The organism is Pseudomonas sp. GM102, assembly GCF_000282555.1.
Classification (GTDB): Bacteria; Pseudomonadota; Gammaproteobacteria; order Pseudomonadales; family Pseudomonadaceae; genus Aquipseudomonas.
In genome coordinates this window covers 72,808-99,164 of record NZ_AKJB01000064.1, presented here as the reverse complement: position 1 = coordinate 99,164, position 26,357 = coordinate 72,808, and the positions used below count along the sequence as shown (strand labels likewise).

Annotated in this window: 25 protein-coding genes; 15 read left to right on the top strand and 10 right to left on the bottom strand. The window is 59.5% G+C overall.

Annotation, left to right across the window (positions count from 1 at the left end):
- Positions 1–1,484, bottom strand: a 1,484-nt coding sequence (locus tag PMI18_RS12510) for an acetolactate synthase 3 large subunit (RefSeq protein ID WP_007902064.1), incomplete at its 3' end; no start/stop codon positions are given.
- A 400-nt stretch (positions 1,485–1,884) separates the two neighbouring features.
- Here PMI18_RS12510 and PMI18_RS12515 point away from each other — a divergent pair.
- The gene (locus tag PMI18_RS12515; RefSeq protein WP_007902062.1) at positions 1,885–2,307 is read left to right on the top strand and encodes a DUF4124 domain-containing protein; all 423 of its coding nucleotides are present in this window, start codon (positions 1,885–1,887) and stop codon (positions 2,305–2,307) included.
- A 20-nt stretch (positions 2,308–2,327) separates the two neighbouring features.
- Here PMI18_RS12515 and PMI18_RS12520 read toward each other — a convergent pair whose 3' ends face one another.
- From PMI18_RS12520 to mrcB, 3 genes are read right to left on the bottom strand one after another with little or no spacing between them, the layout of a single operon-like run.
- Positions 2,328–2,663 carry a YqcC family protein gene (locus PMI18_RS12520; RefSeq protein ID WP_007902060.1) on the bottom strand — a complete coding sequence of 112 codons (336 nt, stop codon included), beginning with the start codon at positions 2,661–2,663 and terminating at the stop codon, positions 2,328–2,330.
- A complete protein-coding gene (locus tag PMI18_RS12525) occupies positions 2,663–3,379 on the bottom strand; it encodes a tetratricopeptide repeat protein (RefSeq protein ID WP_007902056.1) in 717 nt (238 codons plus the stop codon). Before PMI18_RS12525 ends, PMI18_RS12520 begins: the two co-directional genes overlap by 1 nt.
- 16 nt (positions 3,380–3,395) lie before the next feature.
- On the bottom strand, positions 3,396–5,714 hold the full coding sequence (gene mrcB / locus PMI18_RS12530; RefSeq protein ID WP_033036537.1) for a penicillin-binding protein 1B: 2,319 nt from the start codon (positions 5,712–5,714) through the stop codon (positions 3,396–3,398).
- 118 nt (positions 5,715–5,832) lie between these two features.
- Between mrcB and PMI18_RS12535 the strand changes: the two genes are divergently transcribed.
- The 3 genes from PMI18_RS12535 to PMI18_RS12545 all read left to right on the top strand — a co-directional run bounded on the left by PMI18_RS12535 (position 5,833) and on the right by PMI18_RS12545 (position 8,340).
- Positions 5,833–7,389, top strand: coding sequence for a bifunctional aminoglycoside phosphotransferase/ATP-binding protein (locus PMI18_RS12535; RefSeq protein WP_007902051.1), 1,557 nt, complete (start codon positions 5,833–5,835; stop codon positions 7,387–7,389).
- 91 nt (positions 7,390–7,480) lie between these two features.
- A complete protein-coding gene (locus PMI18_RS12540; RefSeq protein ID WP_007902047.1) occupies positions 7,481–7,825 on the top strand; it encodes a pentapeptide repeat-containing protein in 345 nt (114 codons plus the stop codon).
- A 242-nt stretch (positions 7,826–8,067) separates the two neighbouring features.
- Positions 8,068–8,340 carry a TfoX/Sxy family protein gene (locus PMI18_RS12545; protein WP_007902045.1) on the top strand — a complete coding sequence of 91 codons (273 nt, stop codon included), beginning with the start codon at positions 8,068–8,070 and terminating at the stop codon, positions 8,338–8,340.
- Between the two features lie 268 nt (positions 8,341–8,608).
- Here the strand turns inward: PMI18_RS12545 and PMI18_RS12550 are convergent, their stop codons facing one another.
- Genes PMI18_RS12550 through PMI18_RS12565 form a run of 4 tightly spaced genes read right to left on the bottom strand, consistent with a single transcriptional unit; the run spans position 8,609 to position 12,170 of the window.
- A complete protein-coding gene (locus PMI18_RS12550; protein WP_007902043.1) occupies positions 8,609–9,475 on the bottom strand; it encodes a ChaN family lipoprotein in 867 nt (288 codons plus the stop codon).
- 21 nt (positions 9,476–9,496) lie between these two features.
- On the bottom strand, positions 9,497–10,264 hold the full coding sequence (locus PMI18_RS12555) for a heme ABC transporter ATP-binding protein (RefSeq protein ID WP_007902041.1): 768 nt from the start codon (positions 10,262–10,264) through the stop codon (positions 9,497–9,499).
- Positions 10,264–11,247, bottom strand: a complete 984-nt coding sequence (locus PMI18_RS12560; protein WP_177319030.1) for a FecCD family ABC transporter permease — start codon at positions 11,245–11,247, stop codon at positions 10,264–10,266. Before PMI18_RS12560 ends, PMI18_RS12555 begins: the two co-directional genes overlap by 1 nt.
- Before the next feature lie 50 nt (positions 11,248–11,297).
- Positions 11,298–12,170 carry a heme/hemin ABC transporter substrate-binding protein gene (locus tag PMI18_RS12565; RefSeq protein WP_007902039.1) on the bottom strand — a complete coding sequence of 291 codons (873 nt, stop codon included), beginning with the start codon at positions 12,168–12,170 and terminating at the stop codon, positions 11,298–11,300.
- 163 nt (positions 12,171–12,333) lie between these two features.
- Between PMI18_RS12565 and PMI18_RS12570 the strand changes: the two genes are divergently transcribed.
- Complete coding sequence (locus tag PMI18_RS12570) at positions 12,334–12,651, top strand: Rieske (2Fe-2S) protein (RefSeq protein WP_007902038.1); 318 nt, start codon at positions 12,334–12,336, stop codon at positions 12,649–12,651.
- Here the strand turns inward: PMI18_RS12570 and sfsA are convergent.
- Complete coding sequence (gene sfsA, locus PMI18_RS12575; protein ID WP_007902034.1) at positions 12,648–13,361, bottom strand: DNA/RNA nuclease SfsA; 714 nt, start codon at positions 13,359–13,361, stop codon at positions 12,648–12,650. The genes PMI18_RS12570 and sfsA overlap by 4 nt on opposite strands.
- Positions 13,361–14,533 carry a pyridoxal phosphate-dependent aminotransferase gene (locus PMI18_RS12580; protein WP_007902028.1) on the bottom strand — a complete coding sequence of 391 codons (1,173 nt, stop codon included), beginning with the start codon at positions 14,531–14,533 and terminating at the stop codon, positions 13,361–13,363. The genes sfsA and PMI18_RS12580 overlap by 1 nt, the downstream gene beginning before the upstream one ends.
- Before the next feature lie 334 nt (positions 14,534–14,867).
- Here PMI18_RS12580 and dksA point away from each other — a divergent pair, with 334 nt between their 5' ends.
- The 10 genes from dksA to panD all read left to right on the top strand — a co-directional run bounded on the left by dksA (position 14,868) and on the right by panD (position 26,308).
- Entirely contained in the window at positions 14,868–15,308 is a 441-nt protein-coding gene (gene dksA, locus PMI18_RS12585; protein WP_007902025.1) for an RNA polymerase-binding protein DksA, read from the top strand.
- A gap of 209 nt (positions 15,309–15,517) precedes the next feature.
- Positions 15,518–16,414, top strand: coding sequence for a tRNA glutamyl-Q(34) synthetase GluQRS (gene gluQRS, locus PMI18_RS12590; RefSeq protein ID WP_033036540.1), 897 nt, complete (start codon positions 15,518–15,520; stop codon positions 16,412–16,414).
- A 77-nt stretch (positions 16,415–16,491) separates the two neighbouring features.
- Positions 16,492–16,668 (top strand): hypothetical protein, encoded by a 177-nt coding sequence (locus tag PMI18_RS30940; RefSeq protein ID WP_003176118.1) that lies wholly within the window; start codon positions 16,492–16,494, stop codon positions 16,666–16,668.
- Complete coding sequence (locus PMI18_RS12600) at positions 16,652–19,606, top strand: sensor histidine kinase (RefSeq protein ID WP_007902016.1); 2,955 nt, start codon at positions 16,652–16,654, stop codon at positions 19,604–19,606. The genes PMI18_RS30940 and PMI18_RS12600 overlap by 17 nt, the downstream gene beginning before the upstream one ends.
- Positions 19,607–19,628: 22 nt before the next feature.
- Positions 19,629–21,065 carry a sigma-54-dependent transcriptional regulator gene (locus PMI18_RS12605; RefSeq protein ID WP_007902014.1) on the top strand — a complete coding sequence of 479 codons (1,437 nt, stop codon included), beginning with the start codon at positions 19,629–19,631 and terminating at the stop codon, positions 21,063–21,065.
- A gap of 738 nt (positions 21,066–21,803) precedes the next feature.
- Positions 21,804–23,204 carry a polynucleotide adenylyltransferase PcnB gene (locus PMI18_RS12610; protein ID WP_033036534.1) on the top strand — a complete coding sequence of 467 codons (1,401 nt, stop codon included), beginning with the start codon at positions 21,804–21,806 and terminating at the stop codon, positions 23,202–23,204.
- 3 nt (positions 23,205–23,207) lie between these two features.
- Entirely contained in the window at positions 23,208–23,693 is a 486-nt protein-coding gene (gene folK / locus PMI18_RS12615; protein WP_007902009.1) for a 2-amino-4-hydroxy-6-hydroxymethyldihydropteridine diphosphokinase, read from the top strand.
- Positions 23,694–24,074: 381 nt separating this feature from the next.
- Positions 24,075–24,875, top strand: a complete 801-nt coding sequence (panB, locus tag PMI18_RS12620; RefSeq protein ID WP_007902006.1) for a 3-methyl-2-oxobutanoate hydroxymethyltransferase — start codon at positions 24,075–24,077, stop codon at positions 24,873–24,875.
- The gene (panC, locus tag PMI18_RS12625; protein ID WP_007902004.1) at positions 24,872–25,732 is read left to right on the top strand and encodes a pantoate--beta-alanine ligase; all 861 of its coding nucleotides are present in this window, start codon (positions 24,872–24,874) and stop codon (positions 25,730–25,732) included. Before panB ends, panC begins: the two co-directional genes overlap by 4 nt.
- A 195-nt stretch (positions 25,733–25,927) precedes the next feature.
- Complete coding sequence (panD, locus tag PMI18_RS12630) at positions 25,928–26,308, top strand: aspartate 1-decarboxylase (RefSeq protein WP_007901998.1); 381 nt, start codon at positions 25,928–25,930, stop codon at positions 26,306–26,308.
- The last annotated feature ends 49 nt before the right edge of the window (positions 26,309–26,357 follow it).

Genomic DNA, 26,357 nt, shown 5'->3' with positions numbered 1-26,357 from the left:
TGGCGGCTGCCATAACTCATGTCCTGCCACTGGCGAACCATACCCAGTACACCGTTATTCAGAATGACGATCTTCACCGGCAAACCGTATTGCAGGCAGGTCGACAGTTCCTGAATGTTCATCTGGATGCTGCCCTCGCCCGTTACGCAGGCGACGTCATCATCCGGGAAGCTCAGCTTGATGCCCATGGCCGCCGGAAAACCGAAGCCCATGGTGCCCAGGCCACCGGAGTTGATCCAGCGGTTTGGCTTGTTGAACGTGTAGTACTGCGCGGCGAACATTTGGTGCTGACCCACGTCGGAGGTCACAAAGGCGTCGCCCTTGGTCACTTCGCACAGGGTTTCGATCACGGTCTGCGGCTTGATCACGCTGCCGTCGCCCTTGTCGTAAGGGAACAGGCCGCGGTCACCGCGCCACTCATCGACTTGCTTCCACCAGCTGGCAACGGACTCCTTGTTCGGGGTCTCACCGATTTCCTTGAGGATCGCGACCATTTCGGTCAGGACACTCTCGACCGGACCGACGATAGGCACGTCTGCCTTGATGGTCTTGGAAATCGAAGCCGGGTCGATGTCGATGTGAATGATCTTGGCATTCGGACAGAACTTGGCCGGGCCGTTGATCACGCGGTCATCGAAACGCGCGCCGACTGCAAGGATGACATCGGCATGGTGCATCGCCAGGTTGGCGGTGTAGCTGCCGTGCATGCCGAGCATGCCAATGAACTGACGGTCGGTGCCAGGGTAGGCACCCAGACCCATCAGGGTATTGGTCACTGGCAGGTTGAGCATCTTTGCCAGTTCGGTCAGTGGCGCGGAGCCACCACCGAGAATCACCCCGCCACCTGAATAAAGCACAGGACGCTTGGCCGCCAGGAGCATTTCGGCTGCCTTGCGGATTTGCCCGGAGTGACCGCGAACGGCCGGGCTGTAGGAACGCAGCTTGGCTTTTTTCGGGAAGATGTATTCGAACTTCTCGGCCGGGTTGGTCATGTCTTTCGGGATATCGACAACGACCGGACCAGGACGACCGGATTGCGCCAGGTAGAACGCCTTCTTCATGACTTCCGGGATTTCCGACGCATGCTTGATCATGAAGCTGTGCTTCACGATCGGCCGGGAGATACCGATCATGTCGGTTTCCTGGAATGCATCGGTGCCTACCATGGTGCTAGGCACCTGGCCGGAAATGATCACCATCGGAATGGAGTCCATGTAGGCCGTGGCAATACCGGTGATGGCGTTGGTTGCGCCCGGACCGGAAGTCACCAGTACCACGCCGGCTTTACCGGTGGCACGGGCATAACCGTCGGCCATATGGGTCGCAGCCTGCTCGTGACGAACCAGGATGTGGGTCACTTCCGGTTCTTTGAACAGGGCATCGTAGACATGAAGAAGAGCACCGCCCGGGTACCCGTAGATATATTTGACGCCTTCGTCACGCAAAAAGCGGACGAGCATCTCACCGCCAGATAAAAGCTCCACGTTGTTCACCTCTAAAACGCCAGAATACCGTCCACATACATGAGGACGGGTCTTAATAGGTTTACTTCTCGGCAGAGCATGAGCGACGGTGGTCGCCGACTACGTCAGCACTGACTGAGCAAGTATTGGGAACGTCCCAAGTGTTGCGGGCCTTTCCCACCCAGCGCGAGGTAACGCGTTGCGGGTGTAACAGGTCGGCGCGGATGTGCGCCTCATGATCTACCGAGTGGGTCTGCTTCTGGCAGTCCCTCTACAGCGGACTTTGGATTCTTCTGTTTCGCCCATCGCAAGTCAAGCCGTCAATGTGCTTTATTCGAACTAAGCGCATGAGAACGCAAGAAAAAACCTTTAAACCGCAACTGTGTTAGCTTCGATTGCGCACCCATGACAAGGAAATGGCATGCGAACGTTCTTCTTCACCGCCAGCTTGCTGATCAGCCTGAGCCCTTTGTGCATGGCGGGTCAGATCTACAAATGGGTCGATGCCCAAGGCGTCACTCATTTCGATGCGCAACCACCCCCAGGCCAGGAGCCGACCCTCGTGGTGACGCCCGCCCCGCCCGTCGGCAAACCGAGCGCGCCACCGCGCAGCAACGTCATAGGCGATCAACGGGCCATCGACAACAAAGTGAAAAAGCAGGTCGCCGAGCAGCAAGACCAGCTAAGAGGATTCTGCGAACAGGCCCGAACGAACCTGGCTCAACTGCAGAATAATCCGCGACTACGGGAGGATGTCGACGGTGAGATGCGCCGCCTGACCGACCAACAACGTCAGGAGCGCATCACCGAAGCACAGAAACAGATCGCGAAAAACTGTATGTAGGCGCCTACAACGGATTGGAGTTAGCGAGAGGCGGTGATCAACAGGTCGAACTCTTTGAGCAAGACCTGAAGCTGCCGATCCTTGCCCTGGACGTTGCGGGCGGCGAAGACCATTTCGGCCATCTCCTGAATACCCGACGCGTTCGGCAAGGGCAGATCCTGCTCCAGGATCGCTTTCATGCGCGGCAGGAAAATCCATTGCAGCCATTGCTCGAAATCCAGCGTATCCACCGAAAATGGCTCGACACTGGATAGCGCTTCAGCGGACGGCGCGACTTCGTCCCACCAGCCCTGGACACGCAATTCGCGCTCGATCAACAGCAACTGCTCGGCAATCTTCGGGAAGCGTGCATCCATCACAGCGAGACCTTGGCCTTCTGACGAGCCAACGCTGCACCGGCGGAGTCACCCTGCTTCTCACGAGCCTGGGCGATCAATTCCCACAGGCTGGCCTGAAGGGCCGGACGACCACTGGCGAACGTCAAACCACGACGAGCGAATTGCTCGGCCTGTGCCGCATCGCCTTGGGCCATACGCACCTGGGCCAGGCGATAAAGCACTTGCGGCTCACGCGGCGCGACACGCTGGGCGCGCTCGAGACTGGAGGACGCACCATTAAGGTCGCCGCTGGCCTGTTGCTGCTGGGCAGTGGTCAACAACGCCAGGACCGGACCGTCCAGTTGCTCATCGGCAGACAGGCCGCCGGAACTCGAAGGAATCCCGCTTGGCGTCGATGGCATGCTGTAGCTGCCCTGATTGATCGGTGCCGATTGAACCGGCGAGGTATCGATCGGGCCTGGGGTAATCGGCGAAGTGCTGATCGGGGCCGAGGAAACAGCGCCACCACCCGGCACCATCACAACAACGCCAGTGTCACCTTGCGGGATCGCCTGAGTCTGGGCTTGCGCAGGACGTTTTACCGTCGACTGCCGGAAACCGCCATTCGCCGAAATCCGCTCGCTGTTGGAGACGGCGGTGCCGGAATCCACAACCGGGATCGAACCTCGCTGTACGGTGGAGCAGCCGCTGAGCAAAGCCACGGCGGTCACTGCTGGAATCAACCACTTGTTCACTTGAAACCCTCTTTGCTTAATTCATCCAGCCCTTGACCCAATCCATCACCGATTCAGCAGGGCTTTCGCCACCGCAAGCAGCACCGGGAGGCGGTTCGCTGCCGCGAATATACGGCATCTGCACCGCGCCTGGGCAGCTGCCTTCAGAACCTTGCCCGGTGCGCGAATCGACCCAGGCCTGAACAATGTTGTCCGGCTGCGGCATGTCCAGCGGCAGCGGATCGGCCTTGCGCATGAAACTGGTCCAGACCTGCAACGCACCGGTGGCACCGGTGAACGGCGTCTTGCCGTTATCATCGCGCCCCAGCCAGACGACTGCCAGCAGATCCTGACTGAAACCGGCGAACCAGCTGTCCCGCGAATCGTTACTGGTACCGGTCTTGCCGGCCAGGGTCAGGGTTTTTGGTAACACGTTGTAAACCGAACTGCCCGTACCTTCACGCATGACCCGTTGCATGGCGCTCTGGATCAGGTAAATGGACGCCGGATCGAATTGCTGCTGAATCTGGAACGGATAACGCTTGAGCGGTTCGCCCTCGGCAGTCAGCACGCTGCGAATCCCGCGCATCGGCGTATTGAAGCCGCCGTTGGCCAACGTCTGGTACATGGTCGCCACTTCGATCGGGGTCATACCGCCGGCACCCAGCAACATCGACGGGAACGCCGGGAACTCCCGAGTCACACCCAGGCGCGCCAGAGTCTTCAAGACATTCGGTACGCCCACCGCCAAGCCAAGACGCGCGGTCGACAGGTTGTAAGAATGCGCCAACCCTTGATAAAGGAACACCGTACCGTGGGTACGGCGATCATAGTTCTGCGGTTTCCAGACCTGACCGTCCGCGCCTTTGACCGAGAAGTAGTCGTCCGACAGCCAACTGGTCAGCGTGTACTGGCTCGGCTTCTCGAGGGCTGTCAGATAAACCGCCGGTTTGATCAACGAGCCTATCGGTCGTACCGCGTCCAGCGCCCGGTTGAAGCCGGCAAAACTCGCCTGACGACTACCGATCATGGCCTGGACTTCGCCGGTTTCCGGGTTGGTCACGACCATGGCCGCCTCAACCTCATCGGAACCCTTGCGCCCGGACAGACGCTTGAACGTGTCGTTGACCGATGCTTCGGCCTTCATCTGCAGGATCGGGTCGAAACTGGTGAAAATCCGCAGACCTTCTTCGGTCAAGTCTTCGTCGCGGTAGTCTTCGCGCAACTGACGTTTAACCAGATCGAGGAAGCCCGGGAACGAGCTGTCGGCCAACTTGCCGCGAGTGGTCACACCCAGTGGCATTTTCTTCGCCGCCTCAACCTGCTCGGCGGTGGCAACGCCTTGTTCCGCCAGAACATCGAGCACCAGATTGCGCCGTTCCAGCGCCCGCTCAGGGTTGCGACGCGGGTTGTAATAGGACGGCCCCTTGACCATGCCCACCAACAAAGCGACTTGATGCAGTTTCAGCTCGGACAATGGCTGCCCGAAGAAGAATTGGCTGGCCAGGCCGAAACCGTGCACCGCGCGCTGACCATCCTGGCCGACGAACACTTCATTGAGGTAAGCCTCAAGAATTTCGCGCTTGTCGTAATGCAGCTCAAGCAACATCGCCATCATGGCTTCGGTGAGCTTACGGGTCAGGCTGCGTTCGCTGGTGAGGTAGAAGTTCTTGACCAACTGTTGCGTCAGCGTACTGCCGCCCTGGGTCATCTTGCCGCCCGAGGTGTTGACGTAGATGGCTCGGGCAATCGACTTCGGCGACACGCCCCAGTGGCTGTAGAAATCCCGGTCTTCTACGGCAACCAGGGTTTCGAGCAGATACGGCGGTACCTGATCGATCTTGATCAGGATGCGGTCTTCAAGGTTTTTCGGGTAAATCCCGCCGATCAGCAGCGGCTCCAGTCGCACCACTGAAAGCTTCGAACCGTTGGTTGCCGAGAGCTCGGCCACGTAATCGCCGGAGAAGCGCACACGCACGGGCTGAGCCGTCTCCATGCCTTCATAGAACTGGAAGCCCCGGGTATTCAAGTCGACGGTATTGCCATTGACCGCCGCCGCGCCGGGGCCATTGCTGACGGCTTCGCGTCGGTAGCCCAAGGCATCGAGCTCGGTGAGGAAGTCTTCCTTGCTCAGCTTTTGGCCAGTGAACAGTTCAAGCGGGCGCGCGTAAACCTTGGCCGGAATGGTCCAGCGCTTGCCGGAGAACTTCTCCTGGACCACTGCGTCGAGGTAAACCGCGAACCCGGCAAGCACCACAAGGCCGACCAGGCTGAGTTTAAGGGCCCAGCCCAGCCAGGGGCGCATGCCTCTGGAAGGTGGTTTTTTTGGGGTGCGGGGGGATCGAGTTCGAGTCATGGCGGCGGATTATACGCACTTTATTCATACTCAACAGAAGCCCTCCGAGGTTTGCGTCGGGCGGACTTGCGGCCATAATGGCGGCCTTGAATTTCCCCCAGACTCTGAAGGATCGCCTGTGAGCCAGTCCCTGATCGCTGCCCTGCAAAACCCGGCCCTCTACCCGCATCCCGTAGAAGGGTTTCAGGTCATCGAAACCCATATTTCGTGGGTGCTGCTCACCGGCCCCTACGCTTATAAAGTGAAGAAGCCAGTGAATTTCGGCTTCCTCGACTTCACCAGCCTTGAGGCTCGCGAGCATTTCTGCGCTGAAGAGCTGCGCCTGAACCAGCGCCTGACCCATGACTTGTATCTGGAAGTGTTGCCGATCACTGGCAGCGCCGAGGCACCACAACTGGGCGGTGAAGGTCCGGTCGTCGATTACGCCCTGAAAATGCGTCAGTTTCCACAAAGCCAATTGCTCAGCACCTTGCAAGCCAACGGCGAATTGACCACCACGCACATCGACGAGATGGCGGCGCAGATCGCTCAATTCCACCTCATCGCGCCAAAAGTGCCTGCCGAACACGAAGCTGGCACGCCGGACAGCGTGATGGCGCCGGTGCGGCAGAACTTCGAACAGATCCGCCCGTTCCTCAGCGACAAGGCCGATCTGCTGCAACTCGAGGCGCTGCAAGCCTGGGCCGAAAGCAGCTTCGAACGCCTCAAGCCACTATTCGCCCAGCGTAAGGCCGACGGTTTCATTCGTGAGTGCCACGGTGACATTCATTTGGGCAACGCCACCGTGATCGACGGCAACGTGGTGATCTTCGACTGCATCGAGTTCAACGAACCGTTCCGCTTCACCGACGTTTACGCCGACACCGGCTTCCTGGCCATGGACCTGGAAGACCGCGGCCTGAAAAGCCTGGCGCGCCGTTTCATCAGCCAATACCTGGAACTGACTGGCGACTATCAGGGCCTGGAGCTGCTGAACTTCTATAAAGCCTACCGCGCACTGGTTCGCGCCAAGGTCAGCCTGTTCAGCATGCCTGCCGAGGCCGATCCGGTGCAGCGCGCCACTACTCTGCGTCAGTACCGCAACTACGCCAACCTGGCGGAAAGCTACAGCACCATTCCTTCGCGCTTCCTGGCGATTACCCACGGTGTTTCCGCCGTCGGCAAGAGTCACGTGGCCATGCGCCTGGTGGAAGCCCTCGGCGCCATTCGCCTGCGTTCCGACGTCGAGCGCAAGCGTATGTTCGGCGAGCAAACCGTACCGAACGACCCGCAGGCCGGCATCTATAGTGCCGATGCCAGCGCCGCCACCTACAGCCGTCTGCATGAAATCGCCGGTGTAATTTTGCATGCCGGTTTCCCGGTGGTGGTCGATGCCACCTACCTCAAGCGCGACCAACGCGACGGCGCGGCGAAAATCGCCGAAGCCACGGGCGCGCCGTTCCTGATCCTCGACTGCGACGCACCGCAAGCGGTGATCGAGAGCTGGTTGAAGCAACGTCAGGCAGACGATAACGATCCGTCCGACGCCAACCTGACCGTTATCGCCGCCCAACAAGCCAGCCGCGAGGCCCTGACGCCAGCAGAAATCCTGTGCAGCAAACGCGTCCAGACCAATGAAAGTGGCACGCTCGATACCGTCGTTGCGCAGATTCGCCAACGTCTGCCAGGCCTGTAAGAAACTATTTCAACCGTGAAGCCTTCACCGGCTTCACGGCTGTCAAATAGTGGCACTATACTGGCGTCATAAAACCATCAGGTGATGTGACATGAACCAGCCGAAACTTCTCGACACCCCGCTTTATGCCTTGCTGCACAAAGACGACATCACAGGCTTTAACAACGAACGCCCGAAAGATGGACCTATCGACATGGTCGGCGGCGACTTCCGTGGTCTCGATCTGCGTGAACTGAACGCCGACGGCGTCGACTTCACCGATGCCTATTTCCGCTCTGCCGACTTGCGCGGCATCGACTTTCGCAACGCTTCCCTGGAAGGGGCGAGCCTGGCCCACGCGCAGATCTCCGGCGCGTACTTCCCGCCAGAGCTGAGTGCCGATGAGATTCTGATGTCGATGAATTTCGGTACGCGACTGCGTTATCGCACCCGTTAAAAGCGACGTTCTATCAGGTCCGGCGCCCCTGCTTTGCGCTGGACTCTGTACTTTTTTCTACCCTGAAACTCAATCCTCCGCCCTTCCTCCGACAACACTCGCAGCCTTTTCACGCCACTTCTTGAGCCCATTTCTTAGAAGCTTTTGCGTCGAAACCGACCAAACAATCACGCTTTTCCTACTGATGGCTACACTGCTGAGAGGCTCGCCCACGCACCGTTCGGCTGTCGCAAGGAGGCTTGATGAATGATGAACTGCAACACCTGAAAAATCTTGGCAAGACGTCGGCGCAATGGCTGCATGCCGTGGGCATCCACAGTGCCTCGGACTTGCGTCGGCTGGGAGCTGTGGATGCTTATCGGGCCGTGCGCACGCGCGGTTTTCGGGCTTCCAAGGTGTTGTTGTATGCGATCGAAGGCGCACTGATGGATGTTCACTGGAACGACATTCCCGCCGAACGCAAGGAAGCCCTGAACAAACAGCTGGACGCTATCTCGTCACGCCACAAGATTTGAACGGGTAATTACGCTTACGCACACAGCCTGAAGACCAATGATTGCGGGGCCCTCACCAAGGGAACTGGTGAGATCCACAGAAAATGAAAATCAGCGGTTGACTTGGTAATGAGAATCGCTATGATTATCACAACTGGTCGCGAGACTGGTCGATATTCTGAAAAGCCCTTGGTTCGGACTCTCAGATTATCTCCTCATCAGGCTAATCACGGTTATTTGACCCGGCTCTTGCCGGGTCTTTTTTTGCCTGTGGAAAACTCGCCAGATTTTACTGCCCTGACTGCTTGCTGAACTGTTGACGCATTTGCGCGCAGTAATCCTGCGGTGGTGTGGCGGGCGTATACCAAACGTAATCGGCCATGGCCGGCGTGACCTCAGCGCCCTGCTCCGCCAGCATCAATACCATCGGTGCTTCGGGCTTACCCAGATCCAGCACATGGATCGGCACCCCGACATCCTTACGCGCGTGGTACCCGCCGGCAAACAGCAGTGAAGGTGTTGGTGCAGCCAGTAATCGTCCGGCCATTCGCCGGTCACGCTGCTGCTGGACGGCCAGCATCGCGGGCATTTGCGATGTGGGCAGCAAGCCACAATGGGAATCGCTGATTTGTGCCAGCAACGTCTCTTTGACCATCGGGGCATTGGAGCGAGAACCGCTCAATGTTGGCGGTTTGGCATAGACAGTACGGATTTCGAGCGTATCCAGATTGGCCGCCAGCAACGGGTACGGCTGAGTCAGGGCAAAACCGACGATCGGCCCGTACAGATTCCACTCCCAACCCGGTTGCCAGGCCAATGCATTGGGCAAGTCAGCGGGTAGCGGTGAAGAGTTCTTAACATGATCGACGCGCACTTGTTGATCCGGCGTGAGCATTTCCAGCAGTAGACTGCCTTGGGGCCGCCGCTCCCCCAGCGCCTGTAATAACCACAATTGCAGTTGATGGTGATCACGATTGTCATGCTGCTCGCCGACGATCAACCGCGAAGGCTGGGCCAACCGTGCAAGCAGTTCCTGCGCCGTCAGTGTTTGACCGCTACGCAAGTCCCGGATCTCGCCACTGACCGGTGGCGGCACCACCGGCACATGCTGACAGGCACTCAGCAACAGTACAGCCAGGATCACCATCACACGCATGTTCTCACCTCGATGAAATGCTCAGCGGGCGATGATCAGCGGATGCCCACGCTCCGGGTGCGGCTGCACCAGTACTTCCAACCCGAACACAGCCTTGAGCGGTTCCGGGCGCAGCACCTGCTCCGGCGTATCCAGCGCCACGGGACGCCCACCTTCGAGCAGTAACAGACGATCACAATAGCGTGCCGCCAGGTTCAGATCATGCAGGATCACCAGCACCGCAGCGCCACGATCGGCAAATTCGCGCACCGCTTGCAGAGTGGTGTGTTGATGCAGCGGGTCGAGCATCGATGTCGGCTCATCGAGCAACAACGTTTGCCCCGCCTCCCCCGGCCAGAGCTGCGCCAACACCCGCGCCAGATGCACCCGCTGACGCTCACCGCCAGACAGCGCCAGATAGCTGCGTCCACTCAGGTGCCGCGCATCGGCCGCCTGCAGCGCGGCGGCGACGATTTCGTCATCCCGGACCCGGCCGCTCTGATAAGGCAAACGGCCCATGCCGACCACTTCTTCGACGCGAAAGGCAAAATCCAGGGTCGACACCTGCGGCAACACCGCCAAACGCTGGGCTCGCTGCGCCCCGGCCCAATGACTCAGCTCCCGCTCATCGAGCCAGACACTGCCGTGGTCCGCAGGCAATTCGCCGCAGAGGGCACCGAGCAATGTGCTTTTGCCAGCCCCGTTGGGGCCCAGCACGCCGAGGACTTCGCCCGGTTTGAGCTCAAGAGTGATGTCGGTGAGAACAATCTTTCGACCGCGCCGGATTTGCAGGTTCTGCGTTCGCAACATCAGGCGCGCCCTCTGAGCAGTAGATACAGAAAGAACGGTGCGCCGATGAAGGCTGTGACGATCCCGATCGGCAACTCGGCCGGCGCCAGGGCCAGTCGCGCAACCAGATCAGCAAACAATAAGAGACTGGCGCCCGCCAATACCGACGCCGGCAACAGCACTCGATGATCGGGACCGGCCAGCAGCCGTACCAGATGCGGCACCACCAGGCCAACAAACCCGATCATCCCCGCTGCCGCTACCGCCGCGCCGACGCCCAGCGCCGTACAGAACACCAGTTCGCGCTTGAGGCCTTCGACATCGATACCCAGGTGACCGGCCTCCGACTCCCCCAGCAACAATGCATTCAAGGCCTTGGCCCGACGCGGCAACCACAGCGCCACACCGGTGCTCACCAGTAGCAACGGCCAAAGTCGTGAATAGCTGGCGCCGTTAAGGCTGCCCAGGTTCCAGAAGGTCAGGGTACGCAGGGTCGCGTCATCCGCCAGATAGGTGAATAACCCTACCGCCGAGCTGGCCAGGGCAGTCAATGCAATGCCGGCCAGCAACATGGTGGCGACGTTGGTCTGGCCATTGCGCCGCCCCAGTCGATAGACCAGCGCCGTTACACCCAGCCCACCGAGAAACGCACACACCGACAACAGATAAGGCCCGAAGGATTCAGGCAGACCGCCGAACACCGATCCACCGACAATCGCGATGGCTGCGCCCAATGCCGCGCCACTGGAGACCCCCACCAATCCCGGATCGGCCAGCGGATTGCGAAACAGGCCCTGCATCGCCACGCCGGACAGCGCCAGAACGCCGCCCACCGCCAAGCCCAGCAAGGTTCGTGGCAAGCGAATCTGCCCAAGGATCAGCTCGGCCTGCTCCAACCCGTCGGGTGCGATTGGCAAACCAATCAGCCGCAACGCCGCACGCAAGGTATCGAACAACGGCAAACTCACCGGCCCCAACGCCAGCGACAACCAGATCGCCAGCAAACACAGCAGGCTCAGACCAATGAATAGCGCACGGGGTTTAACCAGAAGGGTCATTGGCCGGTCGTACCGGGATAGAACTCGTCAGACAGCCTGATCAGGCTTTCCGGCAACCGTGGCCCCAGCCCACCCACCAACAACGTCGGGTCCAGCTCCATGACTCGCCCGTCCTTGGCCGCGCGGGTGGACGAGAGGATCGGATTCTCCTTGAACAGCGCCGCCCGCGCCGCATCGCCCGTCAGCGCACGGTCGGCAAACACCAGCACTTCGGGATTCAGACTGGCCAGGGACTCTACGGAAAACGGTTTGTAGCCAGTATGGGTTGCCAGATTGTGGCCGCCGGCCTGTCGCAGCAACCAATCAGCGGCGGTGTCTCTACCGGCAATCAACGGCTTGCCGCCCGCGTGGCCCAACAGCAGCAATACGCCCGGTGCTTTGTGTTTGAGTTGCACCTGACTTACCCGCGCTTGTTGCTGATCGAGTTGCTGTTGATAAGTCAAAAACACTTGCAAAGCCCGATCTTCAGCCCCCAACAATTTGCCCAAATGCTGCAAGTTACCCTGCAACGTCGGCAAATCTGGCTGGGCCGAGAACAGTTCGACCTGAACGCCCGCGCTGCGAATCTGTGAAAGTACCGGTGGCGGCCCCATTTCTTCGGTACCCACCAGGATCTGCGGGTGCAAACTCAGTATGCCCTCTGCCGAGAGTTGCCGTTGATAGCCGATGCTCGGCAGTGTCTTCAACGATTCGGGATGCTGACTGGTGGTATCGACACCCACCAGTTTCGACTCACCGCCCAGTGCGCTGACCCATTCCGACAAGGCGCCACCAGCACTGACCCAACGTTGCGGCAACTCGGCTGCCAAGGCCTGGTGACTGACAAGCAGGCCGACACAGAGCGCAGCAACGCGGGTACTCAGGCGCATAAACAGCTTCCTTTAAAGGGTTTCCCGGGCATCGAGATGACAAGCCAAGTATCCTCGGCATCCGGCAATCGCCCCGTGGGTGAGCGGCCATTTGATAATTGTTTGCATTTGAACGTCAAGCTCGGACATATCTGGTCACGAGCTGCGGGATTTGAGGATAGACATGAAGCATCTTTGCACAGGCGCCGAATTGGCTGACGCCAGCAGTCGCGGTTTCGACGTCGACGGTCAGAAGCTCCTGGCCGTGCGCCGGGGTGGCCGGGTGTATGTGTATGAAAATCGCTGCCCGCACCGGGGCGTCGGACTGGAATGGAAGCCCGACCAGTTTCTCGACCCCAGCAACAGCCTGATCCAGTGCGCCACCCACGGCGCATTGTTTCTGATCGAAGACGGCGAATGCGTCGCCGGCCCATGCGCCGGGCAATCCCTGACCACCATCCCCTGCCACGAAGACGAGCAAGGGATCTGGGTCACGCTCTAACCGTTTAACAGCACTTCCAGCCGCCGATCGACCACCATCTCTTCGTGGGTCAAGTGAACGCCATACGCCAGCACTTCGACCCCGCACGCCACCGCTTCGCGTAACGCCGCCGCGTAGGCCGAATCGATTTCTTCAGCAGGACGCACGGAGTCGATGCCGGTCAGGTTCACGCAATACAACTGCACGGCACGAATCCCGTCCCGGGCCAAATGCGCCAACTCCCGCAAATGCTTGGCCCCGCGCTGGGTGACCGCGTCGGGAAATGCCGCCACCAACGAGCCATCGAAGCCCAGGGTGACGCTTTTGACTTCCACATACGCTGGCCCGCTCGGGTAATCGAGACGGAAATCGATGCGGCTGCTCTCCTGACCGTAGGCCACTTCGCGCTTCAGTTCGGTAAAGCCGTTCAGCTCGGTGATGACATTGGCCCGCAACGCCTCCTCGATCAAACCGTTGGCACGCCCGGTGTTTACGCAGAACAGTCGCCCCTGCGGGGTTTCGCCGACTTCCCAGGTGCCGGGCAATTTACGCTTGGGGTCGTTGGAACGGCTGAACCAGACTTGCCCCCCTTCGACTTGGCAATTAAGCATCGAACCGGTGTTTGGGCAGTGAATGGTCAGCAACTCGCCGCCAACGGTTTCGATATCAGCGAGAAAACGTTTGTAGCGACGAATCAAACGACCTTCTTCGAGGGGAGGATGAAAGCGCATCAGCCTTGCCAGCTCTTCAAACCGCGAGCGATCCGTTCGACCGCTTCTTGCAAGCGTGGAAGACTCTGGGTGTAGGCAAACCGCACATGATGCCCGGCCTGATAACGACCGAAGTCCAGGCCCGGCGTAATCGCGACGTGCTCGGTTTCGAGGAAATGTCGGCAAAACGCGAAGGCATCGCCGCCGAACTTGCTGATATCAGCGTACAAATAGAAAGCACCTTCCGGCTCTACGGCAATACCGAAGCCCAATTCACGCAGGGCTGGCAGCAGGAAATCACGACGTCGTCCGAACTCGGCGCGGCGCTCCTCGAAAATTTGAATAGTGGCGGGCTCGAAGCAAGCCAATGCGGCGTGCTGGGCCATGCTCGGCGCGCTGATGTAGAGGTTCTGGGCGAGTTTTTCCAGCTCACCGACCGCCGCTTCTGGCGCTACCAGCCAACCGAGGCGCCAGCCGGTCATGCCGAAATACTTGGAAAAACTATTGAGGACGAAGGCGCTGTCGTCGACTTCCAGCACGCTGGCCGCCTCCGTGCCGTAAGTCAGGCCATGGTAGATCTCGTCAACCACCAAGTGGCCGTGGCGGGCCTTGATCGCTGCAGAGAGCCCGGCCAACTCGTCGCGGGTCAGGATGGTCCCGGTCGGGTTGGCCGGCGACGCCACCAGTGCGCCGACGCTGTCGTGGTCCCAATGACGCGCAACCAGGTCCGGGGTCAGCTGATAACGCACGTCCGGGCCGACCGGCACCAGTTGCGCCGCGCCTTCCACCAACCGCAGGAAATGCCGGTTGCACGGGTAACCCGGATCTGCCAGCAGCCAGTGTTTACCTGGGTCCACCAGCAAGGCGCTGGCCAACAGCAATGCGCCTGAACCGCCGGGCGTGATGAGAATTCGTTGCGGATCGATGTTCAGCCCGTAACGTTGCTGATAAAAGCCCGAAATGGCTTCACGCAACTCAGGAATGCCGCGAGCGGCGGTGTAACGAGTCTTCCCCGCCGTCAGCGCGGCCTGGCCGGCCTGGATGATCGGCTCGGCGGTGGTGAAGTCCGGCTCGCCGATTTCCAGGTGAATCACGTCGTGCCCGGCTGCTTGCAGCTCGTTGGCCCGCGCCAGCAGGGCCATGACGTGAAATGGTTCGATAGCGCGACTGCGCGCACTGTAGGACAGAGCCATTAGCCTTCCTTACAACGGGGAAAAGAATCGATTCTACCCAAGCGCAGGAACGAGCGAGAACCTAAAGCGGTCAGAGCCCATATAATGCTGGTCTCAAACGGTTCAAGCGTATGCTCCAGGTTTGACTAAAATCAATAATTGATCAGGTCTCCAGAGCCACCAGGCAAGGCTTTGCAATCTTTTGCAAGCGCCACGGGCCGCGGGCTCGACATCCGGGAGTAGCGCGGTCCGATTTGATCTGGTAAGTTCGCCCGCTTGCAGCCGCAGGGCCGGCAGGTGTCGGTGATGGAGCAATCCTGCGCAATGGATTACAAGAGTAGAGGCGGTCCATTTCATGCCCACCCAAGCAAAGCAGCAAAATCAGTCGATCAGCGGCTTCGAACCCTACAAAGAAGTGAAGGGCGAAGAGTACATGGGCAAGCCCATGCGCGCTCACTTCACCAAGATCCTGAACAAGTGGAAACAGGACTTGATGCAGGAAGTCGACCGTACTGTTGATCACATGAAAGACGAAGCGGCCAACTTTCCTGACCCGGCAGACCGTGCCAGCCAGGAAGAGGAATTCAGCCTCGAATTGCGCGCCCGCGACCGCGAGCGCAAGCTGATCAAGAAAATCGACAAAACCCTGCAATTGATCGAAGACGAAGAATACGGCTGGTGCGAGTCCTGCGGCGTCGAAATCGGCGTCAAGCGACTGGAAGCCCGCCCTACCGCCGACATGTGCGTTGACTGCAAGACCCTGGCGGAAATCAAGGAAAAACAAGTCGGCAAGTAATCTTTGCGACTTGAACGAAGAACGGAGCGTGCGAACGCTCCGTTTTTTGTTTCTGACATTTGCTGATATTTGTTGCGTCTTCAAGATCGCCTTCGCGAGCAAGCTTCGCTCCTACAAAGGCCAGCACAATCTTCTGTAGGAGTGAAGCTTGCTCGCGAAGGCGGCTTCAAGCCATGCTCAAAACGATTGAACAGCCTGACATCGCCCTTATGACCACCATCGCCTCCCCCGCCTACATCGGGCGTTTCGCCCCTACGCCCAGCGGCCACTTGCATTTCGGTTCGCTGGTCGCAGCGCTGGCCTCGTACCTCGACGCCCGTTCGGTCGGCGGCCGCTGGCTGGTGCGCATGGAAGATCTCGATCCGCCACGGGAAGAGCCCGGCGCTCAGGCGGCGATTCTCAAGGCGCTGGAAAGCTACGGGTTCGAGTGGGATGGCGACATGGTCCGACAGAGTGAACGGCACGCTGCCTATGACGAAGTCATCAATCGCCTGTTCAATCAGGGCCTGGCCTACGCTTGCACCTGTTCGCGCAAGCAATTGGAGCCGTATCACGGCATCTATCCCGGGTTCTGCCGCAACGCGGGGCACGACACCGAGAACGCGGCGATCCGCCTGCGTGTACCGGAGCTGGAATACCACTTCATCGACCGGGTGCAGGGCGAATTCCGTCAACACCTGGGCCGGGAAGTCGGTGATTTTGTGATCCGCCGTCGCGACGGGCTCTACGCCTATCAATTGGCGGTGGTGCTGGACGACGCCTGGCAAGGCATCACCGATATCGTGCGCGGCGCCGACCTGCTGGATTCCACGCCGCGCCAGCTCTATCTGCAAGAACTGCTGGGCCTGCCGCAACCGCGCTACCTGCACATCCCGCTGATTACCCAGCCGGACGGCCACAAACTCGGCAAATCCTATCGATCGCCGCCGCTGACCGAAGATCAGGCCACGCCGCTGTTGCTGCGCGCATTGCGGGCGCTGGGGCACAAACCTGCGACCGAACTGAATGACGCCACGCCACGGGAAGTGCTGAACTGGGGGATTACCCACTGGGATGCATCGCTGATCCCGCGCACACTGACATTGCCCGAAGCGCAACTGCAGTGATGCCACTTGCAGTGGCGCGCCCATCCGTTACCATCGCCGCACGTTTTCGGGCACGCGCATAAAAAAGAGAGGCCGGGATGTACATCTATCGCTTGGTCCTGCTCCTGGTAGTGGGGATTTATCTGTTCTCCCCGGCCATCATGGATTGGTGGATCGACGCCACTGGCGCCTGGTATCGCCCGTATTTGCTCTGGCTGATCCTGATCGTCGTGACCTTCATCCTGCAGAGCCAAAAAGATGCCGATGAGCTTTAGCCTGACCCAGATGATCCTGATCAGCGCCGCGTACCTGGCGGTGCTGTTCGGCGTGGCCTGGATCAGCGAACGGGGCATGATCCCCCGGGCGATCATTCGCCACCCGCTGACGTACACCCTGTCGCTGGGTGTCTACGCCAGCGCCTGGGCGTTTTACGGCACGGTGGGCCTGGCCTATCAGTACGGCTACGGTTTTCTGTCCAGCTACCTCGGGGTTTCCGGAGCGTTTCTGCTGGCGCCGGTGCTTTTGTACCCGATCCTGAAAATCACCCGTACTTATCAACTCTCGTCCCTGGCCGACTTGTTCGCGTTTCGTTTCCGCAGCACCTGGGCTGGCGCACTGACGACAATTTTCATGCTGATCGGCGTGCTGCCGTTGCTGGCGCTGCAGATTCAGGCAGTGGCCGACTCCATCAGTATCCTCACCCGCGAGCCGGTGCAGCATCGCGTGGCCCTGAGCTTCTGCGCACTGATTACCCTGTTCACGATTTTCTTCGGCTCACGCCACATCGCTACCCGCGAGAAACATGAAGGCCTGGTGTTCGCGATTGCCTTCGAGTCGGTGATCAAACTGATCGCGATTGGCGGCGTCGGCCTGTATGCGCTGTATGGCGTGTTCGATGGCCCGCAGCAGCTGGAACTGTGGCTGCTGCAAAACCAGACCGCCCTCGCTGCCCTGCACACGCCATTGCAGGAAGGCCCGTGGCGCACGCTGCTGCTGGTGTTCTTCGCCTCGGCGATTGTGATGCCGCACATGTACCACATGACCTTTACCGAAAACCTCAACCCGCGCTCGCTGGTCAGTGCGAGCTGGGGTTTACCGCTGTTTCTGCTGTTGATGAGCCTCGCGGTGCCGCTGATTCTCTGGGCCGGCCTGAAACTCGGCGCCACGACCAATCCGGAATACTTCACCCTGGGCATTGGCATCGCCGCCAACAGCAAAGCCCTGGCGCTATTGGCCTATGTCGGCGGATTGTCGGCGGCCAGCGGCCTGATCATCGTCACCACGCTGGCGCTCTCCGGGATGGCGCTGAACCATCTGGTGTTGCCGCTCTATCAGCCGCCGGCCGAAGGAAATATTTACCGTTGGCTGAAATGGACCCGCCGGGCGCTGATCGTCGCGATCATCATGGCCGGTTACGGTTTTTACCTGATGCTGGGCGCCGAGCAGGATCTGGCCAACCTCGGCATCGTCGCCTTCGTTGCCACGTTGCAGTTCCTGCCCGGGGTGTTGTCGGTACTGTACTGGCCGACCGCCAACCGTCGCGGCTTCATCGCAGGCCTGCTGGCGGGGATTCTGGTGTGGCTGGTGACCATGTTGCTGCCGCTGGTCGGCAATCTGCAAGGCTTCTACATTCCACTGCTGAACATGATTTACGTGCTGGACGACACTAGCTGGCACATGGCAGCAATCGCCTCGCTGGCCGCCAACGTGCTGATGTTCACGCTGATCTCGTTGTTCACCAACGCCAGCCCCGAAGAGGCCAGCGCCGCCGAAGCCTGCGCGGTGGATAACGTTCGCCGCCCGCAACGCCGCGAACTGCACGCGGCCTCGCCCCAGGAATTCGCCACGCAACTGGCCAAACCCTTGGGTGCCAAGGCTGCACAGAAGGAAGTCGAACAGGCCCTGCGCGACCTCTACTTACCGTTCGACGAGCGCCGGCCGTATGCCTTGCGCCGCTTGCGTGACCGTATCGAAGCCAACCTTTCCGGCCTGATGGGCCCGAGCGTGGCGCAGGACATGGTCGAAACCTTCCTGCCCTACAAGGCTGGCGGCGAAAACTACGTCACCGAAGACATCCACTTCATCGAAAGCCGTCTTGAGGATTACCACTCGCGCCTCACCGGTCTTGCCGCCGAACTCGATGCCCTGCGCCGCTACCACCGCCAGACCTTGCAGGAACTGCCGATGGGCGTGTGCTCGCTGGCCAAGGACCAGGAAATTCTCATGTGGAACAAAGCCATGGAGGAGCTGACCGGGATTGCCGCGCAGCGTGTGGTCGGTTCACGCCTGAGCACCATTGCCGACCCTTGGAAAGAGCTGCTGCAAGGCTTCATCAATCTGCCGGACGAGCATTTGCACAAACAGCACCTGGCCCTCGACGGTCAGACGCGCTGGCTGAACCTGCACAAAGCGGCGATCGATGAGCCTCTGGCGCCAGGTAACAGTGGCCTGGTGCTGCTGGTGGAAGATTTGACCGAAACCCAGATGCTCGAAGACAAACTGGTGCACTCTGAGCGCCTGGCCAGCATCGGTCGACTGGCAGCCGGCGTGGCCCATGAAATCGGCAACCCGATCACCGGCATTGCCTGTCTCGCGCAAAACTTGCGCGAAGAGCGTGAAGAAGACGCCGAACTCACGGAAATCAGTGGGCAGATCCTCGAGCAGACCAAACGCGTGTCACGCATCGTTCAGTCGCTGATGAGCTTCGCCCATGCCGGCAGTTATCAGCACAGTGACGAGCCCGTCTGTCTGGCGGAAGTGGCCCAGGATGCCATCGGCCTGCTGGCCTTGAACCGGCGCAATTTCGAAGTACAGTTCTATAATCTGTGCGATCCCGACCACTGGGTCGAAGGTGACCCGCAGCGGCTCGCCCAGGTATTGATCAACCTGCTCTCAAACGCCCGCGACGCCTCGCCTCCGGGCAGTGCGGTACGAGTCAAAAGCGAAGCCGGCGAACACACGGTCGATCTGATCGTCGAAGACGAAGGCAGCGGTATTCCCTCGAGCATCATGGACCGATTGTTCGAACCTTTCTTCACCACCAAAGACCCTGGCGAAGGCACCGGTCTGGGCCTTGCACTGGTCTATTCCATCGTTGAAGAGCATTATGGACAAATCACCATCGACAGCCCGGCTGATGTTCAAAGCCAACGCGGCACCCGTATCCGGGTAACTTTGCCGCGTCATGTCGAAGCGACGTCCGCTGTGAACTGAGACCGTCGAGAGTATCGAATCAATGCCGCACATTTTGATCGTCGAAGACGAAACAATTATCCGCTCCGCCTTGCGCCGTCTGCTGGAACGTAACCAGTACCAGGTCAGCGAAGCCGGATCCGTGCAGGAAGCACAAGAGCGTTTCAGCATCCCCACATTTGACCTGATCGTCAGCGACCTGCGTCTGCCGGGCGCACCCGGTACCGAGTTGATCAAACTTGGCCAGGGCACTCCGGTGCTGATCATGACCAGTTATGCCAGCCTGCGTTCGGCCGTCGACTCCATGAAGATGGGCGCGGTGGATTACATCGCCAAGCCTTTCGATCACGACGAAATGCTCCAGGCCGTCGCGCGAATCCTGCGTGACCGGCAATCGGCGCAAACCAGCGGTGAACCGGTCGTCGGCAAAACGAGCAATGGCGCCGCGAAAAACGGTGTCGACAACAGCAACGGCGAAATCGGCATTATCGGCTCCTGCCCACCAATGCAGGACCTGTACAGCAAGATCCGTAAAGTCGCGCCAACCGATTCCAATGTCCTGATCCAGGGTGAATCCGGTACCGGTAAAGAACTGGTAGCACGCGCCCTGCACAACCTGTCCAAACGCGCCAAAGCGCCGATGATCTCGGTGAACTGCGCGGCCATTCCGGAAAGCCTGATCGAGTCCGAACTGTTCGGCCACGAAAAAGGCGCGTTTACTGGCGCCAGTGCCGGGCGTGCCGGGTTGGTGGAAGCGGCGGACGGCGGCACCTTGTTCCTCGATGAAATCGGTGAACTGCCACTGGAAGCGCAGGCCCGCCTGCTGCGTGTGTTGCAGGAAGGGGAAATCCGCCGGGTCGGTTCGGTGCAGTCGCAGAAGGTTGATGTACGCCTGATTGCCGCGACCCATCGGGACCTCAAGAGCCTGGCGAAGATTGGCCAGTTCCGTGAAGACTTGTATTACCGTCTTCACGTGATCGCCTTGAAGTTGCCGGCCCTGCGCGAGCGCGGCGCGGACGTCAACGAAATTGCCACTGCATTCCTCGCGCGGCAGAGCGCACGGGTCAACCGCACCGATCTGAAATTCGCCCTGGATGCCGAACAGGCCATTCGGCATTACTCCTGGCCGGGTAACGTTCGCGAATTGGAAAACGCGGTCGAGCGTGCGGTGATTCTGTGCGAGAGCCCGGAAATTTCCGCCGAGCTGCTGGGCATTGACATCGAACTGAGCGATCTGGATGACGATGAGTTCATCGGTCTGGCGCCCCAGCAAGGCAACGGCGCCGGTAACACCAGCCACGAACCGACCGAAGATTTGTCCCTGGAAGACTACTTCCAGCACTTCGTTCTGGAGCATCAGGACCACATGACCGAAACCGAACTGGCCCGCAAACTAGGGGTCAGTCGCAAATGCCTGTGGGAGCGCCGTCAGCGCCTGGGCATTCCGCGGCGCAAGACCGGGGTGGCCAGCGAGAGCTGAACCGCAGCTGTCGGATGTGCGGGTAACACATGACATTGTGAAGAAACTGTTACCTCAGCTTTTTCGCGTAACAGAAGCCGGGGCTTACGGTAACGAAGCCCCGGTTTTTTTGGCCTCGAAAAACACCATTAGCCCGCCTAACCCCTTGTTTTACTGGGCTTCACAAAAGTTGGCACGCACCCTGCTATATGTTCAGTACAAGAACAATAACAAGCAATGTACAAGACAATAAAAATAAGACGAATCGACTCACGCACAATAAAAACAAGACGGCGAGAGGCGTAGCTAACTGATTCTTTTGGAGAGGCGTTGCATTTGGGGCTTGCCCCACGACCAGGCCGAGAATAATAAAAAACTGTCCCAAGACAGTGCCTGAACTGGTTGGATCGAACGATCACAGCAACACAGCGACCAAAGCAATCCGTTTGCTCTTGGCTCCCGATTGGGAGGGTCATGAAGGAAAACTTCATGGCGAGGGCACTCAACAAAAACAAGAAGCCCGAAACCAATAATAAAAATAGAGCATGCAACTACTTCTTGGGGAGCTTCGGCTCCCCTTGTGGTTTCTGCGATTTGAAAAAACCTCCCTCGCCTGCGCTTCGCTTTTCTCTTGTAGCTTGTGGCTTGCAGCTCATATCTGCTGTGTCCTACACCATCCCCCGACTAAATGCTAGAATCCCCGCCCATCATGCGGTCATTCTTCGTTATGGCCGAACATTCCTTCAAACAGTGCATCCCATGCTGAAGAAGTTGTTCCAGTCATTCCGTTCTCCCAAGCGTCATACGCAACACATTCGCAGTACGCCTGAAGTGCTCAACAGCGGCCAACATTCGCTGCAAAAGGCACAATTCAGCCGTTACGCGGTGAATATCGTCGAACGCCTGCAGAACGCCGGTTACCAGGCTTATCTGGTCGGCGGCTGTGTGCGAGACATGCTGCTCGGCATTACGCCGAAAGATTTCGACGTCGCCACCAGCGCCACGCCTGAACAGGTACGCGCCGAATTCCGAAACGCGCGGATCATCGGTCGGCGTTTCAAACTGGTGCATATCCACTTTGGCCGCGAAATCATTGAAGTCGCGACCTTCCGCGCCAATCACCCGCAAAACGACGAGGACGAAGACAGCAACCAATCGTCTCGTAATGAAAGCGGGCGCATTTTGCGCGACAACGTCTACGGCACCCTGGAAGAAGACGCGCAACGCCGCGACTTCACCATCAACGCCTTGTATTACGATCCGGTCAGCGAGCGCATTCTCGACTACGCCAACGGCGTACACGACATCCGCAATCACCTGATCCGCCTGATCGGCGATCCGAAGCAACGCTACCAGGAAGACCCGGTGCGGATGCTGCGGGCCGTGCGTTTCGCCGCCAAGCTGAATTTCGGCATCGAAAAACACAGCGCCACGCCGATCCGCGAACTGGCGCCGTTGCTGCGCGAGATTCCGTCGGCTCGTCTGTTCGAAGAAGTGCTCAAGTTGTTCCTCTCCGGCTATGCCGCGGACACCTTCGAAATGCTGGTCGACCTGCAGTTGTTCGATCCGCTGTTCCCGGCCAGTGCGGCAGCGTTGGAGTACAACCCGACCTACACCCACACGCTGATCAGTGAAGCCCTGATCAACACGGACCTGCGAATCAAGCAGAACAAACCGGTCACCCCGGCATTCCTGTTTGCCGCCCTGCTCTGGCCTGCCCTGCCGGCCCGTGTGTTGCGCCTGCAAGAACGCGGCATGCCGCCGATTCCGGCGATGCAGGAAGCCGCTCACGAATTGATCGCCGAGCAGTGCCAGCGCATTGCCATTCCGAAACGCTTCACCATGCCGATCCGCGAGATCTGGGATATGCAGGAGCGTCTCCCACGGCGCAGCGGCAAACGCGCCGACCTGTTACTGGACAACCCGCGGTTCCGCGCCGGTTACGACTTCCTGCTGCTGCGTGAAAGCGCCGGTGAGCAGACCGATGGCCTGGGCGAATGGTGGACCGACTATCAGGACGCCAACGACAGCGAACGCCGGGACATGATCCGCGACCTCAGCGGCAAGGACGACGGTACCGGTGCTCCGCGCAAACGTCGCCGTAGCGGCGGCGCCAAGCGCAAGCGCACTGCCGGCGCACCGAGCGCTACAGGCGAATAAGCCATGGAACGCATCTACATCGGCATGGGCAGCAATCTGGCTGACCCCGCCGAACAGTTGCGCAGCGCTGTCACAGCACTGGCGCAGTTGCCGCAAACCGAACTGGTCGGGGTTTCCGGGTTTTATCAAAGCGACTCGCTGCTGCCCGGCCAACCGCGTTACACCAACGCGGTCGCCGCGCTCGACAGCAGCCTGGCACCGCTGGACCTGCTGGATGCGCTGCAAGCCATCGAGAACGGCCAGGGCCGTGAACGCCTTGAACGCTGGGGCCCGCGCACGCTGGACCTGGACATTGTGCTGTTCGGCGATCGATTGATCGACGAGCCTCGTCTCAAAGTCCCCCACTATCACCTGCAGGAACGGGCCTTTGTGCTCTATCCGTTGGCCGAGTTGGCACCTGCGGATCTGCGCCTGGCCGATGGCCGCACCCTCACAGAATTAGTCGCCGCCTGCCCGTTCGTCGGGTTGGAACGTATTTCTCACGCCTGACAAATATCCCTGTGGGAGCGAGCCTGCTCGCGATGACGGACTGACATTCAACAATGATGTTGACTGAATGACCGCTATCGCGAGCAGGCTCGCTCCCACATTGGATTTTTGTCGGACAAAAAATCTGCAAATCATCCCTGCCAACCTGCTGAATCGCATCAGTAACGCCGGTAACACCGCACACGTAACAATGCGGTAACACACGCAATTGACTTCCCGGGTTCTCCTCACGACTATAGGCGTCCCGCTGCCGCCAACGCGGCGCCAAAGGGCGCAATCCAGGCCTTACAAGCACCACGAAAGAAGGTGCGCCTGTATAAATGACGAATCACGCGCGTTACTCGCAGTAGTTTCCATAGCGCCTGTAATGAGGATTTTTTCATGCCAGCCATCACCCTGACCACGCTCCAGAGCCTCAAGCAGAAAGGTGAAAAGATCACCATGCTGACCTGCTATGACGCGACCTTCGCCCATGCCTGCAATGAGGCCGGGGTTGAAGTGCTGCTGGTGGGCGACTCCCTCGGCATGGTTTTGCAGGGTCACGACAGTACCCTGCCGGTGACCACCGCTGAAATGGCCTACCACGTAGCGGCCGTCAAACGCGGCAACACCGATGCCCTGATCCTCGCCGACCTACCCTTCATGGCCTACGCCACCCTCGAACAAACCATGACCAACAGCGCCCTGTTAATGCAGGCTGGTGCGCACATGGTCAAGGTTGAAGGCGCATTGTGGCTCGCGGACTCGATCCGTCTGCTGGCCGAACGTGGCATCCCGGTGTGCGCGCACATGGGGCTGACACCGCAATCGGTCAACATCCTGGGCGGCTATAAAGTCCAGGGACGCAACGAGAACCAGGCGCGGCAAATGCGTGCCGATGCCATTTCCCTGGAACAGGCCGGCGCGGCCATGCTGCTGCTCGAATGCGTGCCCAGCGAACTGGCTGAAGAAATCTCCCAGGCGGTGAAGATCCCGGTGATCGGTATCGGCGCCGGCAGTGGCACCGACGGCCAGGTACTGGTCCTGCACGACATGCTTGGTTTGTCCATTACCGGTCGCGTGCCCAAATTCGTGAAGAACTTCATGACCGGCCAAACCAGCATTCAAGCCGCCTTGAGCGCTTACGTCACTGAAGTCAAAGCGGCGACTTTCCCTGGCATCGAACACGGATTCTCTGCATGAACACCGTAAAAACCGTACGCGAACTGCGGGCCGCCGTGGCCCGTGCCCGTAGCGAAGGCAAGCGCATCGGCTTCGTGCCGACCATGGGCAACCTGCATAGTGGGCATATCGCGCTGATTACCAAAGCCACCCAACGGGTGGATTTCGTGGTCGCGAGCATTTTCGTCAATCCGCTGCAATTTGGTGCCGGCGAAGACCTCGACAAGTACCCGCGGACCCTGGCCGCCGATCAGGAGAAGCTGCTCCAGGCCGGTTGCCATCTGCTGTTCGCACCAACCGTCGAAGAAATGTACCCCGACGGCATGGCCGGTCAGACCCGCGTCTGTGTTCCGCAACTGTCCGAGGGCCTGTGCGGCGCCAGCCGTCCGGGGCATTTCGAAGGGGTGGCGACCGTGGTCAGCAAGCTGTTCAACATGGTCCAGCCGGACCTGGCGATCTTCGGCCAGAAAGACTTCCAGCAACTGGCGGTGATTCGCGCCCTGGTGCATGACTTGAACATGCCGATCCAGATTATCGGTGAGCCTACCGTACGTGCGGCCGACGGTCTGGCGCTGTCGTCGCGCAATGGTTTCCTCAGCGAAGAACAACGGGCCATCGCGCCGGTGGTCTATCGCACCCTGAGCCATATTGCCGATGCAATTAAACAGGGCGAGCGGGATTACCCGACGTTGATCAACGAGCAAATCAAACAGCTTGAAGCCGCTGGCCTGCGTGCGGATTATCTGGAAATTCGCCATGCGCTGACCTTGCGTCCGGCGACGGCCGAAGATCGGGATCTGGTGATTCTGGTAGCGGCGTTCCTGGGCACGACGCGGTTGATCGACAACCTGCATCTGAATCTCGACGCGCCCGCATAAACACTACAAAACCCTGTGGGAGCGGGCTTGCCCGCGATAGCGATTTAACAGTCGACAGAGATGTTGACTGTTAGTACGCCATCGCGGGCAAGCCCGCTCCCACATTGGTCTTGCGTCAATTTCCACATCGTATTGCCGCCCTTCATGCCTTCGGGCAAACTGCCCGCCGTTCGATTCCGACCTGGGGAAACACTCATGCACGCCATCATGCTCAAGGCCAAGCTGCATCGCGCCGAAGTTACCCACGCTGTACTCGATTACGAAGGCTCTTGCGCCATCGACGGTGAATGGCTGGATCTGTCCGGCATCCGTGAGTACGAACAGATCCAGATCTACAACGTCGACAACGGCGAACGCTTCACCACCTACGCGATTCGTGGCGAAGAAGGTTCGCGCATGATTTCGGTCAACGGTGCCGCGGCGCACAAGGCCAAGGTCGGCGACCGCGTGATCATCTGCGCTTACGCCCACTACAGCGAAGCCGAACTGCTCAACTTCCAGCCGCGCATGCTCTACATGGCACCGGGTAACGAGTTGAGCCACACCAGCAATGCCATTCCGGTTCAGGTCGCCTGATCGAGCCCCTCCCTCTGTCAGCCTTCCGTTTGTCGGACCGCTCCCTGTT